The 17,341-nt window shown below is 63.3% G+C and carries 15 protein-coding genes, 1 tRNA gene and 1 pseudogene; 4 read left to right on the forward strand and 13 right to left on the reverse strand.

Annotated elements, in window-relative coordinates:
• Window positions 1-9 precede the first annotated feature (9 nt).
• The 6 genes from BLS91_RS01150 to BLS91_RS01175 are packed head-to-tail and all read right to left on the reverse strand — an operon-like array spanning window position 10 to window position 7,127.
• Window positions 10-1,716 carry a protein kinase domain-containing protein gene (locus tag BLS91_RS01150; protein WP_092338394.1) on the reverse strand — a complete coding sequence of 569 codons (1,707 nt, stop codon included), beginning with the start codon at window positions 1,714-1,716 and terminating at the stop codon, window positions 10-12.
• Window positions 1,713-3,164 (reverse strand): peptidoglycan D,D-transpeptidase FtsI family protein, encoded by a 1,452-nt coding sequence (locus BLS91_RS01155; RefSeq protein ID WP_092338396.1) that lies wholly within the window; start codon window positions 3,162-3,164, stop codon window positions 1,713-1,715. Before BLS91_RS01155 ends, BLS91_RS01150 begins: the two co-directional genes overlap by 4 nt.
• Window positions 3,165-4,553, reverse strand: coding sequence for an FtsW/RodA/SpoVE family cell cycle protein (locus BLS91_RS01160; protein ID WP_092338398.1), 1,389 nt, complete (start codon window positions 4,551-4,553; stop codon window positions 3,165-3,167).
• Window positions 4,546-5,781 (reverse strand): PP2C family protein-serine/threonine phosphatase, encoded by a 1,236-nt coding sequence (locus BLS91_RS01165; RefSeq protein ID WP_092338400.1) that lies wholly within the window; start codon window positions 5,779-5,781, stop codon window positions 4,546-4,548. Before BLS91_RS01165 ends, BLS91_RS01160 begins: the two co-directional genes overlap by 8 nt.
• Before the next feature lie 3 nt (window positions 5,782-5,784).
• Entirely contained in the window at window positions 5,785-6,372 is a 588-nt protein-coding gene (locus BLS91_RS01170; protein ID WP_092338402.1) for an FHA domain-containing protein FhaB/FipA, read from the reverse strand.
• Entirely contained in the window at window positions 6,369-7,127 is a 759-nt protein-coding gene (locus BLS91_RS01175) for an FhaA domain-containing protein (protein ID WP_092338403.1), read from the reverse strand. Before BLS91_RS01175 ends, BLS91_RS01170 begins: the two co-directional genes overlap by 4 nt.
• Window positions 7,128-7,568: 441 nt before the next feature.
• Here BLS91_RS01175 and BLS91_RS01180 point away from each other — a divergent pair.
• Window positions 7,569-7,652 (forward strand) — tRNA-Leu (locus tag BLS91_RS01180).
• A gap of 224 nt (window positions 7,653-7,876) precedes the next feature.
• Here the strand turns inward: BLS91_RS01180 and BLS91_RS01185 are convergent.
• The 3 genes from BLS91_RS01185 to BLS91_RS01195 are packed head-to-tail and all read right to left on the reverse strand — an operon-like array spanning window position 7,877 to window position 9,875.
• Complete coding sequence (locus BLS91_RS01185; RefSeq protein ID WP_092338405.1) at window positions 7,877-8,647, reverse strand: hypothetical protein; 771 nt, start codon at window positions 8,645-8,647, stop codon at window positions 7,877-7,879.
• Entirely contained in the window at window positions 8,644-9,630 is a 987-nt protein-coding gene (locus BLS91_RS01190; protein WP_134505224.1) for a hypothetical protein, read from the reverse strand. The genes BLS91_RS01185 and BLS91_RS01190 overlap by 4 nt, the downstream gene beginning before the upstream one ends.
• A complete protein-coding gene (locus BLS91_RS01195) occupies window positions 9,627-9,875 on the reverse strand; it encodes a hypothetical protein (protein ID WP_092338409.1) in 249 nt (82 codons plus the stop codon). Before BLS91_RS01195 ends, BLS91_RS01190 begins: the two co-directional genes overlap by 4 nt.
• Window positions 9,876-10,454: 579 nt before the next feature.
• On the opposite strand from BLS91_RS01195, the gene BLS91_RS01200 reads away from it, so the two are divergent.
• The 3 genes from BLS91_RS01200 (at window position 10,455) to BLS91_RS01210 (ending at window position 13,600) form a co-directional block, all read left to right on the forward strand.
• On the forward strand, window positions 10,455-11,993 hold the full coding sequence (locus BLS91_RS01200; RefSeq protein WP_092338411.1) for a sodium/proline symporter: 1,539 nt from the start codon (window positions 10,455-10,457) through the stop codon (window positions 11,991-11,993).
• On the forward strand, window positions 11,990-12,580 hold the full coding sequence (locus tag BLS91_RS01205; protein WP_104129815.1) for a hypothetical protein: 591 nt from the start codon (window positions 11,990-11,992) through the stop codon (window positions 12,578-12,580). Before BLS91_RS01200 ends, BLS91_RS01205 begins: the two co-directional genes overlap by 4 nt.
• A gap of 144 nt (window positions 12,581-12,724) precedes the next feature.
• Window positions 12,725-13,600, forward strand: a complete 876-nt coding sequence (locus BLS91_RS01210) for a DNA/RNA non-specific endonuclease (protein WP_092338415.1) — start codon at window positions 12,725-12,727, stop codon at window positions 13,598-13,600.
• A 25-nt stretch (window positions 13,601-13,625) separates the two neighbouring features.
• On the opposite strand, the pseudogene BLS91_RS01215 reads toward BLS91_RS01210, so the two are convergent.
• The 4 genes and pseudogenes from BLS91_RS01215 to BLS91_RS01230 all read right to left on the reverse strand — a co-directional run.
• Window positions 13,626-13,871: pseudogene (locus tag BLS91_RS01215) on the reverse strand (helix-turn-helix domain-containing protein); the annotation flags it as partial.
• Window positions 13,872-14,234: 363 nt separating this feature from the next.
• Window positions 14,235-15,260, reverse strand: a complete 1,026-nt coding sequence (locus BLS91_RS01220; protein WP_092338417.1) for a glycine betaine ABC transporter substrate-binding protein — start codon at window positions 15,258-15,260, stop codon at window positions 14,235-14,237.
• On the reverse strand, window positions 15,261-16,097 hold the full coding sequence (locus BLS91_RS01225) for an ABC transporter permease (RefSeq protein ID WP_092338419.1): 837 nt from the start codon (window positions 16,095-16,097) through the stop codon (window positions 15,261-15,263).
• Window positions 16,094-17,341, reverse strand: a complete 1,248-nt coding sequence (locus BLS91_RS01230; protein ID WP_167552408.1) for an ATP-binding cassette domain-containing protein — start codon at window positions 17,339-17,341, stop codon at window positions 16,094-16,096. The genes BLS91_RS01225 and BLS91_RS01230 overlap by 4 nt, the downstream gene beginning before the upstream one ends.

Below are 17,341 nucleotides of genomic sequence, written 5' to 3' on the forward strand. Positions count from 1 at the left end.
ATGAGGGAGTTACTCCGTGACAGCTGGGTCGCCCGTGACTTTCACATCGACCGTGGGCGAGAACTCGGAGCTGACCTGACCACAGAAGTAGCGGAACTTGACCTTGAAATTCTCGGTTCCAGCGGTGATGGTGCCCGTCGTCGTTTCCGCGTTGGTCGGGTTCGCCGACGTGATGACGGCGGCACCGCCCTCGGTGGCGATTTCGTAACCGGCCAGGGTCTGGCCGGCCGGGCAGGTCTGCGCGTTCCAGCTGACCGTGACCGTACCGGCGGGGGCCGCAGGCGAGGGCGTCGCCGTCGGGGCCGACGTCGGCGTGCTCGGCGTTGCCACCGGGCCATAAACGGTGAGGACCACGGTGGTGCCAGCCGGAACCGGACCGGTGGGGTTCACCCGGTAGACCCTGTCGACGTTGTCACTGGTCTCGGCGGCATTGCCCGTGGCGATGTCAGCCACGAAGCCCATGTCGACGAGCAAAGCTGCGGCTTCGGCGCTTGGCTTGCCGACGAAGTCGTCGGGATTGACCGAGGTGTTGGTGGGGGTCGGAGTGGGTGTCGGGCTCGGAGTCGGTGTGGGAGACGGCTTGGGCGTGGTCGAGGGTGTCGCCGACGTCGCTGCCGGCACCGGCGTCTCGTTGTTCTGGGTGAACAGCGCGATGAGCGTGCCGGTGAGCACGATTACGAGCAGGGCGACGAGGGCGATGAGTGGCCAGGTCCACTTGCTGCGTTTCTTCTTCTCCGCTTCGGCGGCTGCTGCAGCGGATGCCCGGGTGATGGGGGAACCAGTGGCCGGAAGGATGGTCGTGGCTTGGTCGTTTCCGGCGCCGGGCATGAGCATGGTGGCGCTGGTGGCACTGAGCCCGCCCAGAACGGATGGCACGGCCACGGCAGCCGCGGCCACGTCACCACGACGCAGAGCGGATGCAGCGCGCGCCAGGTGGGCAGCCGACGCCGGCCGGTCGGCCGGGTTCTTGGCCAGGCAGGCGAACACCAGGTTGCGCACCGGCTCGGAGACGGTCACCGGGAGGTCAGGAGCGATCTCATTGATCTGTGCCATGGCGATGGCGACCTGCGACTCGCCCGTGAAAGGACGTCGGCCGGCGAGGGACTCGTACGCGACGATGCCGATGGAGTAGATGTCGGTGGTCGGTGACGCCGGGTGTCCGCTGGCCTGCTCGGGTGAGAGGTACTGCACGGTGCCCATGACCTGGCCGGTCGCGGTGAGCGGAACCTGGTCGGCGATGCGGGCGATACCGAAGTCGGTGATCTTGACCCGGCCCTCCGGCGTGATCAGCAGGTTACCGGGCTTGATGTCGCGGTGTACGAGACCGGCGGCGTGGGCAGCGTGCAGCGCGGCCGAAGTCTGCGCGACGATGTCGAGCACCTTGTCGGTCGGCAGCACGTGCTCGCGCTCGAGGATGGTGGACAGGGCTTCGCCGGGCACGAGTTCCATGACCAGGAAAGCACTGCCGTCTTCTTCGCCGTAGTCGAAGACATTCGCGATGCCTTCGTGGTTGACGAGAGCGGCGTGGCGGGCTTCGGCGCGGAAGCGCTCGAGAAAGCCCGGGTCGCCGAGGTACTCGTCCTTCAAAATCTTGATGGCGACGCTGCGTCCGATGACGAGGTCGGTGGACTTCCACACCTCGCCCATGCCGCCAATCGCAATGCGCGATTGCAGCTCGTATCGTCCCCCGAAGGTGAGGCCTGCTGTGGGTCTCATTTGTTAAGCACCGCCTCTAGTACTTTCTGTGCGACAGGTGCGGCAAGTTTGTTGCCGAACCCGGTTTGTCCTTCTCCCCCGCCGTTCTCGACGAGAACGGTGATGGCATACTGCGGGTCGTTCGCCGGTGCGAAACCGGTGAACCACAACGTGAATGGATCGGTTGATCCGTTCTGAGCCGTGCCTGTTTTTCCCGCCACGTCGACCCCGTCTATTCTTGCATTGCTTGCAGCGCCATCCTGAACGCCGTTGATCATCATCGCGGTGATCGTCGCGGCAGTTTCTTCGCTCATCACCCGTCCGAGTTCGACCGGTTTGAAGGTTTCGATGGCGCTGAGGTTGGGCGCGAGAATTTCCTGCACCAGGTTAGGGGCCATTACGACGCCGCCGTTGGCGATGGCGCCGCTGACCATGGCCATCTGCAGCGGCGTTACCTGCACGTCGAACTGGCCGAACGCCGACTGCGCGGTCTGCGGATCGTCGAGCCCACGCGGATACACGCTCCCGGCGACGTTCATGGGAATGCTGTAGCTGCTGTTGAAGCCGAATTTCTCGGCTGTCTCACGAATAGCGGTGTCACCGAGTTCGACGCCGAGTTCGGCGAACGGAATATTGCAGGACAACCGGAGCGCTGTGGCCAGGGTGACCGTGTCACCCGCGCCGCAGGTGCCCCCGCTGGAGTTTTCGATCTTGCTCGTGGTGCCGGGCGCCGTGTAGACGGCCACGTTGGGAAAGGTGCTTTCCGGGGTGTAGTCGCCCGATTCCAGGGCCGCTGTGGTGACGACGAGCTTGAACACCGACCCGGGAGGGTTGAGCGAATTGATCGCCCGGTCGATCAGTGGGTCGCTCGGATCGGCCAGCAACGCTTCGTAGCTGGCCGTGACCTCGGCATTGTTGTGCACGGTGAGCAGGTTCGGGTTGAAACTCGGCTTGGACACCATGGCCAGGATACGGCCGGTGGCCGGCTCGGTGACGACGACCGATCCGGTGTAATCGCCGAGGGCATCCCAGGCGGCCTGCTGGGCTATCGGATCGATCGTGACCTCGACGGCTGCGCCCTTCGGGTCCTGGCCGGTGACCAGGGCGCTGATCTTGTCAAAGAACTGCGAGTTGGAGGTCCCGGTGAGTTCGGCGTTGAGGGCGAACTCGAGGCCGGTCGGTTCGCCGTTGATCGGGATATACCCGGTGATCGGTGCGTACAGCTCTGGATTGGTATAGGTGCGCAAGAATTTGTAGTCGTCGTCGGCCGGCATCGACTGCGCGATCGGTTCCCCGGCGACGAGGATGGCGCCGCGCTCAACCTGGTAGCTGTCGTAGAGCGTGCGGGTATTGCGCGGGTCGGCCGACAGATTGTCGGCCTGGAAGGCCTGCACGACCGAGGTCGAGCTGAGCAGGGCGACGAACATCAGCATCACGACGATGCTGACGCGCTTGAGTTCGCGGTTCACTTAGACCACCAGCCTGGGTTGGTTGCGCACGGTGTCGGAGAGCCGCAGCAGCAGGGCCGCGATGATCCAGTTGGCCACGAGCGATGAGCCGCCGGCGGCCAGGAACGGCGTGGTCAGACCGGTCAGCGGAATGACCCGGGTGACACCGCCGATGACGATGAAGCACTGCAGTGCAACGACAAAGGCGAGGCCGACAGCGAGGAGCTTGCCGAAGTCATCCTGTCCGGCGAAGCCGATGCGGAAGCCCCGAGCCACGAACAGTAGGTAGAGGGCGAGGATGCCGAACAGCCCGGCGAGCCCGAGTTCCTCGCCGAGGCTCGCGATGATGTAGTCACTCTGCGGTACCGGAGTGATTTCCGGGCGGCCCTGGCCCCAGCCGGTGCCGAGCAGCCCACCCTTGGCGAGGCCGAACAGGCCCTGCACCAGCTGAAAGCTGCCCCCCTTCGCCTCGTAGACGTCTGGATTCAGAGCATCCAGCCAGTTGGTGAACCGGCCGTTGACGTAGTCCAGGGTCTGGCTGGCCAGTAGCGCGCCGCCGAGAAAGAGACCCATGCCCAGGATGACCCAGCTCAGTCGACCGGTGGCGAGGTAGAGCATGACCAGGAACAGGCCGAAGTAGAGCAGGGCGGTGCCGAGGTCGCGCTGAAAGATGATGACTGACATCGACAGGGCCCAGACGATGAGAATCGGTCCGAGGTCGCGAAAGCGGGGAAACCGGGCGCCGAGAAACTTTTTGCCGACCATGGAGAGACTGTCTCGGTTGCGCACGAGATAGCCGGCGAAGAACACGGCGAGGGCGATCTTGGCGATCTCACCGGGCTGGAAGGTGCCGAAATTGCCGAAGCTGATCCACACCCTGGCGCCGCTGATCTCCTTGCCGAGGCCCGGAACGAGCGGAAGAAAGAGCAGGAGCACACCGACGAGACCGGCAATGTAGGTGTACCGAAACAGCACACGGTGGTTGCGGATGACCAGCAGCACGACGATGGCACTGAAAATAGCCAGGGCACTCCAGACCGTCTGGCGCACGGCCGCGCTCTCCCAACCGCCCTGTTTGTCGGCGATATCGATGCGGTAGATCATGGCGATACCGATGCCATTGAGCACCGTGGCGATCGGCAGGATGAACGGGTCGGCATCGCGGGCGACAAAGCGCAGCACGATGTGCAGGGTGATCACCAGGGCCGACAGGCCGGCGCCGAGCAGCACGAGGGTCGGGTCCAGCTCGCCGAGGGCACCGAGTTGTACGAGCACGACCGCGCTGGCGTTGATGAAGCACGCGATCAGCAGCAGGAACAGTTCGAGGTTGCGCAGTTTCTGCGGGAGGCGCAGGCGACGCACCGGCTCGGTTGCCGTCGGACGCGCCGTTTGAGCGGATGCCTTACTCAACGATGGCCCCCTTCAGTCGCTCGATGATGGCCAGGGCGTCGTCCAGTGAACCGGCATTGATGGTCTGCTCCACCTGCTGGCGGTCATAGACGCGCAGGTCGGACAGGCTCAGCTCGGTGTCTTCGTAGACGCTGGACAGTTTGATCGGACCAATGTCCTGCTGCACGCCCTGATAGATGGCGACGTTCGAACCGTCGACGCCCACGTAGTAGCGGGTCTGGGTCCACTGGTAGCCGATGATCGTGGTCGTGACGATGCTGAGCACCAGCAGAATGACACCGACCAGCCAGGTGACCTTGCGGCGGCGCGCGCGGCGGGCATCCTCTTCGATCAGTTCGGACAGGTAATCCTGCGAATCGGGCTCGAAGTGGGTTTCCCGCACCGGGTGCAGGCGCAGGGCCGGGATGCGCAGGGCACGGTTGCGGCCCGGTTCCTCACCGAAGGCGAGCGGATTCGCGGCGGAACCGACGATGACCGGGCTGTCTGTGCGCGCGGAGCCGTCGCCCGCGCCGATGTCGACGATGACCACGGTGACGTTGTCGGGGGCGCCGCCGTCGAGGCTCTCCTTGACCAGCAGGTCGGCGACATCCTGCGCGCTGGCACCGCTCGCCAGAGCGGAGGCTATGGCGGTGTGCGAGACGACGCCGGTGAGGCCGTCGGAGCAAAGCAGCCAGCGGTCGCCGTCGATCGTGGCCAGAATCGAAGTGTCGATTTCGGGACTCGCCTCGACATCGCCGAGTACGCGCATGAGCACAGAGCGGCGCGGATGCACCATGGCCTCGGCCTCGGTGATGCGCCCGCTGTCAACGAGGCGCTGCACGAAGGTGTGGTCGATGGTGATCTGGGAGAGTTCACGCTCGCGCAGCAGGTAGATGCGCGAGTCGCCGATGTGGGCGATTGCCACCTCGTTCTCGAGCACCACGATGGCACTGACCGTCGTGCCCATGCCGGTGAGTTCGGCGTGTTCGAAGACCGTCTCGGCCAGCTGGGCGTTGGCACCGATCAGGGCGGCCTGCAGAGCGAATTCGGCGTCCTGCGCGCTCGCATAGTGCTTGTCGGCCTCGATGATGCGTTTGGTGGCGATCGACGACGCGACGTCGCCGCCGGCGTGGCCACCCATGCCGTCGGCGACCACAAACAGGCTGCGACCGGCGTACCCGGAGTCCTGGTTGTTGGAGCGAATCTTGCCGACGTGAGACGCGGCTGCGCTATGACTGACCGTCGCCATGACCTACCGCCGAAGCTCGAAGCTGGTGGCGCCGATCTTCACGGTGGCGTTCAGGGGAATTTTGGTCGGCACGGTGACGCGGGAGCCGGCCAGGAAGGTGCCGTTAGTGGAATCCAGGTCTTGCAGCATCCACTCGTCGTTCCAGAGCATGAGACGCGCGTGGTGCGTGGAGGTGTAATCGTCGCGGATGACCAGGCTGGAGTCGCTCGAACGACCGATGGTGATGGTTTCGGCGCCGAGCGGAAACTCCGTGCCGGCCTTCGGGCCGCTCGTGATGACCAGGCGGGTGGTGTTCTGGGCAGTCGCCCTTCCCCCGTCTGCCCCTGAATTCCCGCCCGCAGGGCTGGCGCGCGCGACCGGCGGCGTGAAGGCGTCAGCGGCAGCGGGGGCAGCGACGGGGCCGGGGACGGCGGCGGGAACAGCGGATGCCGGGAATGCGGCGGCGGGGGCGGCGGCATCCGTTTTCATCTTGCGCACGCGCTGGCCGAACAGGTCACTGCGCAGGGCGTAGACGATGCCGAAGATGAACATCCAAAGCAAGAGCAGAAAGCCGATGCGCAGCACCAGCAGGGTCAGTTCGCTGACGTTCATGTGTTCGGCCCCCAGAATCCGCCCATATCGTGGCGTTCGGTGGGCGGGTCGGCCGGCGGCGCGGCGCGCGGGTACTCGCGGGAGTCTGGTGAGGCCTGGGCGAGCACGCGGAACACGATGCGGGTGCGACCGATGGTGACGACCGAGTCGGGCTCGAGGATGGCCTGGCTGACCGGGGCGCCATTGAGCTGGGAGCCGTTGGTGGAGCCGAGGTCACGCACCTGGGCGCGCGAGCCGTCCCAGAGGATTTCGACGTGGCGACGCGAGGTGCCGGTGTCGTCGACGGTGATGTCGGCGTCGGAGCCACGGCCGATCACGGTGCGGGCCTTGACCAGGGGGTGCCGGGTGCCGTTGATGTCGAGCACCGGGCTCCAGGCGACGTTGCTCTTGACCGAGCTGGAGTCGATCTGCACCATGCCCTCGCTGAGGCTGCGGTCGTCTTGCAGGGTGATATCGATGCCGCCGGTGAACTGGTAGCGCTGCTCGGTGCCGTGCTTTTGCATGAGGGCGGTGAGCTCGTCAATGAGGGTGACGCCGAGCGCGCTCATGCGGGTGTAGTCGGCGTGGGACATGCGCACGGTAAAGCGATTGGGCGCGAGGATGCGATCCCGCGCGACGACAGCGGCCTTGGTGTCGAGCTCACGACGCAGCGCGGAGGTTATTTCCACCGGCTGCAAGCCCGATCGAAAGGTCTTGGCGAACGCTCCGTTGACGGCGCGCTCCAAGCCTTTTTCAAAGTTATCCAGTATGCCCACAGGTCTCCCGATCCGGTCCGTTTGGCTATGAGCATGTTACTTGTCTCGGGCGACAACCCACCTTCAGGGCGCAAACGGCACGAACAGCCATACTACCCGCGGAGGGTCCCGGACCGAATTCGGGGCCCATTATGGGCATTCCGTGGGTATTTTTCGATAGGTGGCGGGGAGCGGATGCTGCGCGGCCGTTTCTGGCGGTGGCATCCGTTCTCTCCGAGGCTGGCCGAGGCGGGCATCCGTTGTGCCCGCGCCCGATAGGCGGGCTCTCCTGATGGTCGCGCCCGATACCGGTGGGCGCTGCAGTAATTACCGGCGCGGCTACCAATTTCGGGCGCAGTCATGGCTGCGGGGGCCGAGATTGGGCCGATTCAGCCCCCGGACCCGCGCGGCGCGCCGTCGAATGGCGCTGACCCCCCTCGCAGTGTTAGCATTCCTAAGTTCGCGCGAGTGGCGGAATTGGCAGACGCGCTGGCTTCAGGTGCCAGTGTTCGAAAGGACGTAGGGGTTCAAGTCCCCTCTCGCGCACTCTGGGTGTTTCAGGAAATTGAAGTCTCGTTTTCGTGAAATCCAAGCGAACAGGTCGGTTGAGTAGAAATACTCGGCCGGCCTTCGGTTTTTAACGGTGTTGGCGGGGCTGACCGGGCCGGTTGAGGTGGCGTTGACCTCTTAAATAGGAAAAGGCCTGCGGGTGGGCAGGCTGAAGCTTTCGGTGCGCGGGTCGGTGGTGCTGGAGTGGGTGGCGGCCGTTGTTACTGCGGTGGTGCCAGGGCCGGTAGGGCGCTGTGGGCGCTCAGTGGTGTTCCGGTGGCTTCTTTGCGGCGTCGTTCGCGGGAAAGTTTCTCGCCGAGGTCGAGTTCGGCGGCCTTCACGAAGAAGTCGTAGGTTTTGCGGAGGTTCGCTGAGACGGCGGCGAGGGTGGCGGCGAGGTAGTTGAAGGCGAAGCCGCGGCCGGAGCGTTTGCTGACGTTGGCGAGGTCTTCGAAGTTCTTGCCCTTGAGCGATTTGTAGGCGGACTCGACGAGGCTGCGCATACCGAAGTGCTCGCGGTGTTCCCGTGATTTGTAAGCGAACTTCTGCAGGTGCTTCACCGCGAGCCGGGGGTCCTGGTTTCGTTCGGACGGTGCTCCGGCGTCGAGGGGGATGGTGACACTCACGGGTGTTGAGGGCTTGGCCACTCGTTTGCCACTGACACGGTCAATAGCCATATAGCTGCCGGGCGTGGGGTAGAGAAAACGCTGAAATCCGTCCTTGTCGGGACGGCCCTTGGGCTTCATCCGATAGGCGTTGCGGTTCTCGAGGTAGGTCTTGAAGGTCTTCTTGTCGATGAGGCGCCGGGGCTTTTTCGGGTTGGTGGGGTTGGGCTCACGGGTGTTGTAGTTTTTGGTGGCGTCGATGAGGTTTTGGGGCATCCAGGTGACGTACCAGTTGCCGTCGACGAGGATGAGGTCACCCCATTGGTTTTGCAGCCCGAGATCAGTCTTCTTATAGTCGATGACGAGCTCGCAGCCGCGAAGCCTCAACGGAATTTGAAAGTTGCGGGCCTTTCCCCGTTGTAGGCACGGTCGACGATGACTAGGCCGCTGGTGAAGCCGAGGCGTTGGTGGGAGTCGACGAGCTTTGCGCCGTGCCCGATGATTTCTCCCGGCCGGTGAAAACCGACGGCGGTGATGAGTGAGGGGAACAGCATGTTCTGGCCGGGCTTGTCCCAGACCATGACGCTGATTTCGAGTTCGTAGCCGGCCTTATCGGTTTTGGCACCCAGGCCGCCGTGGCTGCCTTCGCGCCGGTAGCGTCCGGAGTGGGAGTCGGCATTGCCGCGCCGCAGAGTCGGGTCGGTTGGGTTGGGTCGACCGGTTCCCGGAATCAGAGTCGCATCGGCGGCGATGTTGCCGGTGTATTTGGCCCAGATGTCTGCGGGCAGCATGCGCACGCTGGTGTGAAGGAGTTGTTCGCAGAGCCAGTCCAGGCGCTCAAGATTGCGTGCAGACTTTCGTGTGGCCTTCGGCGTTGCTTGCTTCGTGAGCAATTTCGCATAGGCCTTCGGCTTCAACCGCTTATTGCGGGGACCGGGGTAGGGGTCGATGAGAGCCATCATACGATTCGCTGAGCGCCACAGACGTTGGTACCAGTCATCGTGTTCGCCGGCGTGGTTTTGTATTCCGAGCAGGGCAAATTCTTCGTCGTGGAAGTGCACGTCGAGGGTTTCCGCGATGCGGTGATAGTTGATGCCGTACCCCAGTTGCACGTGCAGGAGAAAGAGCACGAGTACAGCGCGAAAAGGGATGGTTGGTTTGACGCCGGCGTTTGATTTCAAGCGCGCGTATCGCCACTCGATAAGTTTGGTCACGACGCCGGAGTTGTCGACGATGCGGATGGCGTTGTTGAGGTAGGCGCGTGAGACGGGGCCGCGGGCGCGTTCGCGCTTGTAGTCCAGTCGGGTCATGCCGAACGTGGACTGCATCCGTTCCTCCAGAAGCGCGGCATCCGAGGTTGACGCGCTCACTGTATAACCGTCCCGCGCAGCTGTGCGCGATAGGAGGCAACATCGAGTGCTTGGACATACTCCAGGTAGCGTGGCAGGTTTTCAAACTTCTCCACACCGAGAGCGCGAGTGAGCTCCTTGATGCGGGTGCCAGCCTGAAGGTGGGTAACAATCCAGGTCGCGCGCAGCCGGTCACTGCGGGGGCGGAATTTGTCACTGGTCTCATTCGCCTTGACAAATTCCGCATCGTGGACACTGTGTCTCACAGCATCGGAGACACTTGCGGCGGTGATACTGGCTCGCTGCCTTGTGCCTGACTGACAATGCCTATAAGCTCCAAAAGTCGGGGGGACAGCTTAGATCACATATAGACCGAGGTCGCAACGCAGCACCCTCGGACCAAATTATATTCTTTAAATAGCTGGTGGATAGCTGTTTTTGTGCAAAAATATCGCGCAGACGTGCATGATTGTGCCGAATCTTTCCGGAGGAATACCTTCGTTCTGATCGCTCTCGACCCAACTGTGGGTAGCCGATTGCTACGGCTTGAGAGGGGGATTGCAGCCCACAACGTACCGAACCAGGTACCCTTGTCAGCTCGAAGCCACGCCAAAAGTCTTTGATGACCTCGCCGGCCGAACCGAGCACGCGGCAGGGCAGCCCTGCTAAATCCCGCCCGAGCAAATGAATGCTTAGACGGCCAACCCGCCAGGAGAACTGTTGTTAAACCTGCCCATTTTTACTTCATCAGTGTTGATCGGAGTTCCCGTGTTCTGGATTCTCTATACCGTCGGGTTTATGTGGGTGTCCCGGCATTGGGCGCGCGAAGACGAAGGGGGTCCGGAATGACTACCGAGATCAACTTCCTACTTTTCTACTTTTTGATTCTCATTGGCATTGGCATCTGGGCCATGCGCCGGGGCGCGGGTAAGGGCCTGGATAACTACCTGCTCGGGGGTCGAAGCATGGGGCCCGCTGTCACTGCCTTGACCTTGCAAAGCACATCCATGAGCGGGTATATGTTTCTTGGCGCTGGCTCGCTGGCCTACACCCAGGGTTATTGGAGCCTCTGGTACGCGCTCGGCGACCTCGGCGGCGGCGTGCTCAACATGTCCGTGCTGGGGCGGCGCATGCGCAAGCTGTCCCAAATCCTCGGGGCCGTCACCTCAATCGAATACCTGGAACGTCGCTATCCGTCGGCGCTCACTCGCATAATCGCCGCTCCGCTCGCACTGATATGCCTGTTCTTCTATGTTCTGGCGCAGTTCATTGCTGGCGGAAAGGGCTTGGCGCTGGTTACCGGCTTCTCCTATCCGCTCGCCCTCGGCGTTGCCATCGGTGTCATCGTTCTATACACGTTCCTGGGCGGCTATCTCGCTGTGGCATACACGGATTTCTTTCAGGCGATCATCATGTTGATCGGGGTTCTGTGGGTTCTCTTCGCAGCGCTGGCCACCCTCGGCGGCCTTGGTGCTGCCAATGCGCGAATCGGTGAGATCGATTCCTCTCTGCTGACGATGTGGGGAAAAGACCTCGCAAATTACGGCCAGTGGGGGCTGATTATCGGGGCGCTGTTGGTGTTCTCGATCGGCTACCTGGGCTGGCCGCACGTGGTGACCCGGCACATGGCCATGAAGCGCCCGAGTGTCGCGCGCAAAGCCGGCGGTTACTCAATGCTCTTCAATATTCTTTTCGTTCCGGCCCCGTACCTCGTCGGCATCGTTGCTCTCCTGATCGTTCCGATCGGCACGGACCCGGAGATGGCCATCTTCGCCACCGCTCAGTTGTTGCTTCCCCCCGCCGTGGTAGGCATCGTCATGGCCGGCATTATGGCTGCCATCATGTCCACGGCGGATTCGATCCTGCTGCAAGCCGGTACCATTGCGAGTCGGGACATCTACCATCGCTTCATCAATAAGAAGATGAACGAGAAGAACATGGTGTGGGTTTCCCGCGGTAGGGTGCTCGCCCTGGCCATCGTCGGATTCTTCATCGCCGTTTTTCAGCCTCCAGCGGTCTTCGCTCTCGTAATCTTCGCGACGACGATTCTGGGCAGCGCCTTTGTGCCTTGTTACGTGGCTGCCGTGTGGTGGAAGAAGGCGAACACCGTTGGGGCGATCTCCTCGATGATCGTGGGAACCGCCGTCCCAGTGGTCTGGGAGATCTTCAGCCTGGTTTCGCGCACGGGATTGGATTCGATGCTCGTAGGCATCGTCAGCTCCGTCACGGCGATGATTGTAGGCAGCCTGCTGACGCAGACGAGCTGCCCCGTCCCGGCACACATTCAGGCGGCCCTCGGCGAAACGGAGCGTCTCGGCCCGATCCCAGCCCAACTACTTAAGGGCCAAGATGTGATCATGGCGACGGAAGCGTCGGTCCGTTGAGCGCCGCGATACCGGTCGTCGGGCCACAACCAGCTCCGCCCACCACTGCCGACCAGCCGGCCCGTCGTATTCCCGCCGGTATCAGTCGCAATCGGGCTATCCGGCTCGTGCTGAACCGCGCTCCCGATCTCGTCTGCACGAACGCCCGCTTAGTGCACCATCCCTATGCCGGCTATGTCTACGCCGTTCAACAGCGAGCTTTCGGCCGAAGCATCTACGGAGTCGCCCATATCTTGGTCGACCGGTGCAGCGGCGGCACGAGCACGAGCGATCCTTGGCCCGATCCGGTTCTGATTGAACCGTGCGAAACACTGGATGCTGCTCCCGCAACGATCAGTAAAGAACACGCCGAGAACGATGCCCGGCAATGCGCGGTACGCACCGCTCTGCACCGACGTCGCGCCGTGATCCCGATCGAGGTCACAAGCGTCAGCAGAGACCCGTTGTTGTATAAGCCGAATTGGCTACTCGACTTGCAATTGCCCGCGGATGGCGGCACAGTGAAAGTCTTGGTCGACGCCTTGACCGGCGCCTATCATCTGGTGCCCGGTGGAGTCGTTCAGATCGAACCAACCGCCGCCGGGTAAGGACTAATTGCGCCTGTTCTCGATTACTTGGCTTCGCAGAATCCATCGGTAAGAAACGGCACCACGTTAGAGGATCGTCCCCATCAACTCCGCCATGTATATCCGAAGGCCCCAACTGTCGGCTCTGGCTGCTTGACTATCACCATGAACGCCCCCTTACTTTATCCTGCCGGATACAACGCCGATTTCCTTGAAATTCCTCTGCCGCTCCCCGTCCCTCCTGCGGGCACCCTGATTCGTGAACTGCTTTACACACATTTCACCGTGCTCCTCGACCCCGCGCGGCGCCTCGCGATCGCGATCGGCGTCAACATCGACGGGGATCAGCTCATTACTGTTGACCGGGGCGACGACTGGCACCTCGACTCGCGTGTCCCGGTCTACGAACAGGCCGGGGAGGGCGTCTACGCCAGAAACGATCTCGACCGCGGACACCTCGTCCGGCGACAGGACCCGGTCTGGGGCGACACAACGACAGCCAGGCGTGCGAATTACGATACCTTCGCCTACACCAACGCCGCCCCGCAAGCCGGAGCCTTTAACCAATCGAAAGAACTCCGGCTTGGCCTCGAGGACCACGTCCTCACCTACGCACGCACAAACAGTAATCGCATCAGCGTCTTCACCGCCCCCGTGCTCTCAACCCAGGACCCGATATACCGCGGCGTGAAGATTCCACAAGCGTTCTGGAAGATCGCGGCATGGACCACGACCACAAGAGACTCCACCGCTCTTCACGCTGCCGGATTCGTCCTCGACCAAAGTCCACAGTTAGAAGACATCGACCTCGACACGGACCGCGCTCCAGCCCTCATGTACGGTAATCCCCCGCCGCTGGGACCGTACCGCACCTACCAAGTACCCATCGTGGACATCACCGACATCACCGACCTCACCGGCCTCAACCTGGCCGCCCTATCTGACGCAGACGTCTACGCCCCGGCCCCAGCTATCCGAGAAGACATCGACCGTCGAACGCGCTGGGTCGAACTGGTCGACACCGCAGGAATCCACCTCTAACCACACCGAATCGTCTATAGCCAGCTCAGTCCCCGGCGCCGAGGTAGACATAGACGGTTTCGCGGCTGATCCCAAACTGTCGAGCAAGAACAGATTTCGGCACGCCAGCGGCAGCCTTCTCGCGCAGCTCGGCCGCACGGGCCGTGTCCAGTGACGGGGTGCGACCGCGGTATAGGCCACGCGTCTTAGCCAAAGCAATACCCTCGCGCTGACGCTCACGAATCAGCGACCGCTCGAACTCAGCGAAAGCTCCCATGACGTTCACAAGGGTGCTTCGGCGCGGTCGGAACGGGTGCGCTGCTCGCGTTCACTTGTGCGTGACTGGTCCAGGTCGGCCCGCAGCGGGGTGAGTATGTCGTCGCGGTATTCGTGTATCGCGTGTGCTGCCCCGTCGAAGCACGCATGCGAGTCGTTTCTGTTTGGTTGGACGGCGTGACCCACGCCACGAGCCTGTTCGTCGTATCATCATCGCTGTCGGCCTACTTACCACCGTGTCGGGTCGGCACTCCGGGGCGTCGAAGCTGGCCGTACTGGGCTCGATGAGGAGCTGTTCGAGCACCTGCACGCCTGGCCTGCCTCTGCGATGCTGGCCCGGACGATCGTGCTGTTCGCGGCATCCGTCGCCCGTGTCTGGTTAGCTGGCTGGGTCGGTGATGAAACCCTCCTCGATCATCCACTCATAGGCCACATCGGCGGGTTCGGCACCGTCGACGTCAACTTGACGGTTCATGCCGCGCAGGACCTCGTCGGTGAGTTTCGGTGATATCTTGGCGAAGACCTTTTCCAGGCCGGGGTGGGCCTTGATTGTGTCGGTGAAGAAGATCGGTGCCACGTTGTATGCCGGGAAAAATGCGAGGTCATCGGTCAGGACTGTGAGGTCGAGCGCGTCGAGGCGACCGTCAGTTGTGAAGACTTCGCCGAAGTTGCAGGCGCCGTTGTCGGTTGCGCTGTAGATGGCACCGGTGTCGTAGATGCCGATGTTGCTGTCGGGCACGCCGTTGGCGGTGCCACGTTCCAGTCCGTAATGGGCGAGCATGGGGTTCAGGCCGTCTGGCCGGGAGTTGAATTCGGACTCGACGCAGAAGGTGCGATCCTCGACCGGCAACGCGGCAAGTTCGGACATGGCCGTGATGCCGCCGAGGTCGGCGACTGCCTCACTGCGCACAGCGAGGGCGTAGGTGTTGTTCATCGGTGCCGGCGCGCCCCAGGTGACACCGTTGGTGAGGTCGAGGTCGTACACGGCCTGCCACATTTCGTTCTGGTCAGTGATCGCCTCGGCCTGACCGAGGTAGGTCAACCATGCGGTTCCGGTGTAATCCCAGAGCACGTCGGCCTGGCCAGAGAGAAGCAGCTCGCGGGCCGGCTGGCTGCCGGGCACGTTACTGAGGTCAGTGACGTCGAATCCAGCGGCGGTCCCGGCGAGCACCGCGATCTTGCCGAGCAGTAGCTGCTCAGTGAAGTTCTTGGACGTGACGGTGAGGTCGACACCGTCGGCACCGTCGAGCGGGGTGATCGACCCGGGTCCAACCGCGGGAACGTATGAGGTCGCCGGTTGCAGTCCGCAGCCGGTCAGGGCGACGGCGGACAGGGCGAGGACGCTCGTTGCTTGAGCCCAGTGGCCGACGTGTCCGCGGCGGGTGTGAAAAGAGGGGCGGTGCATCTAGAGTCCCTTCGGGCGGGCGACGTGTTCTGCTACGCGGCCGATCCAGTCGATGAGGAGGGCGAGCAGAGCCACCAATAGGGCTCCGGTGACGAGCACGGGGGTGAGGCTGAGATTGACGCCGGTGGTGATGAGGATGCCGAGTCCGCCGCCGTTGACGAACGTGGCCAGGGCGGCGGTGCCGACCAGCAGAACGAGGGCGGTACGCACGCCTGACAGCATGACCGGCACGGCAAGAGGGAGTTCCACGCGAAAGAGCACGGCTGTGGAGCTCATGCCCATGCCACGTCCGGCTTCGATGAGGCGGGCGTCGACCTGCTGCAGGCCGACCATGGTGTTGCGCAGCACCGGGAGCACCGCGTAGAGCACGAGGCTCAGCGTCGCTGCCCAGAAGCCGAAACCAACCCAGAATGCGAGGAGGACGACGACGCCGATCGCAGGGGCGGCTTGACCAACATTGGCGATCGCGAGCACCGGAGCGGTCAGAAACCGCAGGGATCGTCGGGTCAGGGCGATTCCCAAGGGAATCGCGATGACCAACACGATCACCGCGGCGAGGAGGGTGAGCTGGATATGCTGCACGGTGTAAACCCAGAGCGCGTCCGGGGCGAGTGTGGTCAGTTCGATCGGCGACAGGTTGGCCGTCAGTAGCCAGATGACGAGCGCGAGGAATGCGAGCAGAATACCGGCCAGCTGGTAGACCAGTCCCCGCCAGGATTGCCATACCGCGCTGGCACGACTGACCGGTACTGCCGGCGCGGCCGGGTCGCCGGGTGTTTCGACGGCGGAGTCGCCGCCGGAAATGCCGGCTTCTGTAGTTCGGCGGCGGGTGCTCATTGACCGGCCCGCGCGTCGGCGCCGTTGCTCTCGGTCTCGTTCAGGTCGGCGTCGGTGGCAGGCGCCTGCGCTTGGAACACGCCGGTGTTTAGTCCGACGGGCGCTTGGTCCGACTCGAGCACGGCAGCGGTCTGTGAACGGGTAATGGCGTCCATGACGGTCTGCACGTCGATGACGCCCTTGAACATGTCGCGGCGGCCGGTGACGAGCGCGGCTCCGGCGCTGGAGACGAGCATTGTGTCGAGTGCGTCATTGAGCGTGGCACGGTAGCCGACGACCGGAAGTTTCGGATCGGGAACGTTGCTAATGAGCTCGAGGCGGCCGAGCTTGCGGCGGGAGAGCCACTGGATGGGACGGTGACGCTCATCGACGATGACCGCGTGGCCGTGGCCGGCGTCGATGAGGCGGGCTAGGACATCCGCTGCCCGTTCGCCGGGGCTTCCCACGACGGCGTCGCCGAACCCGACCTCTGCCACCCGGGTGAGGGTGAGCTGTTTGAGGCCGGCGCCTGACCCGATAAAGTTTTCGACGAATTCGTTGGCCGGGTCGCCGAGGATGCGTTCCGGGGTGTCGTACTGTTCGAGCTGGGCGCCCTCGTTGAAGATGGCGATCCAGTCGCCGAGCTTGACGGCTTCGTCGAAGTCGTGGGTGACGCAGACGATGGTCTTCTGCAGTTCTTCTTGGATGTTGAGTAGTTCGTCTTGCAGGCGTAGGCGGGTGATCGGGTCGACGGCGCCGAAGGGCTCGTCCATGAGTAGCACGGGTGGGTCGGCCGCGAGGGCGCGCGCCACGCCGACGCGTTGCTGCTGGCCGCCAGAGAGTTCCTTGGGGTACCGGTTTCGGTAGAGCACCGGGTCGAGGGAGACGAGCTCGAGGAGTTCGTCGACCCGCGCCGCGATACGGGCCTTGTCCCAGCCGAGCATTTTCGGAACGAGGCCGATGTTGGTGGCCACCGTCATATGGGGAAAGAGCCCCCCGGCCTGAATGACATAGCCGATGCCTCGGCGCAGGGTATCGCCGTTCATGTTGGTGACGTCGTCACCGTCGACGACGATGCGGCCCTCGGTCGGTTCGATGAGTCGGTTGATCATTTTCAGGGTGGTGGTCTTGCCGCAGCCCGAGGGGCCGACGAGCATGACGATCTTGCCGGCCGGGATCTCCATGGTCAGACCGTCGACCGCGGGGCGCGCCTGGCCGGGGAAACGCTTAGTGACGTGGTCCAGCAGGATGTTCGCACCGGTGAT

This window comes from Cryobacterium flavum, from assembly GCF_900103805.1.
Taxonomy (GTDB): Bacteria; Actinomycetota; Actinomycetes; order Actinomycetales; family Microbacteriaceae; genus Cryobacterium; species Cryobacterium flavum.

Excerpts from the sequence above, each read along its gene's own strand:
- BLS91_RS01170 (WP_092338402.1), bottom strand. The coding sequence starts at position 6,372 with ATGAACGTCAGCGAACTGACCCTGCTGGTGCTGCGCATCGGCTTTCTG.
- BLS91_RS01225 (WP_092338419.1), bottom strand. The coding sequence starts at position 16,097 with ATGAGCACCCGCCGCCGAACTACAGAAGCCGGCATTTCCGGCGGCGAC.
- BLS91_RS01210 (WP_092338415.1), top strand. The coding sequence starts at position 12,725 with ATGAACGCCCCCTTACTTTATCCTGCCGGATACAACGCCGATTTCCTT.
- BLS91_RS01200 (WP_092338411.1), top strand. The coding sequence starts at position 10,455 with ATGACTACCGAGATCAACTTCCTACTTTTCTACTTTTTGATTCTCATT.
- BLS91_RS01150 (WP_092338394.1), bottom strand. The coding sequence starts at position 1,716 with ATGAGACCCACAGCAGGCCTCACCTTCGGGGGACGATACGAGCTGCAA.
- BLS91_RS01165 (WP_092338400.1), bottom strand. The coding sequence starts at position 5,781 with ATGGCGACGGTCAGTCATAGCGCAGCCGCGTCTCACGTCGGCAAGATT.
- BLS91_RS01220 (WP_092338417.1), bottom strand. The coding sequence starts at position 15,260 with ATGCACCGCCCCTCTTTTCACACCCGCCGCGGACACGTCGGCCACTGG.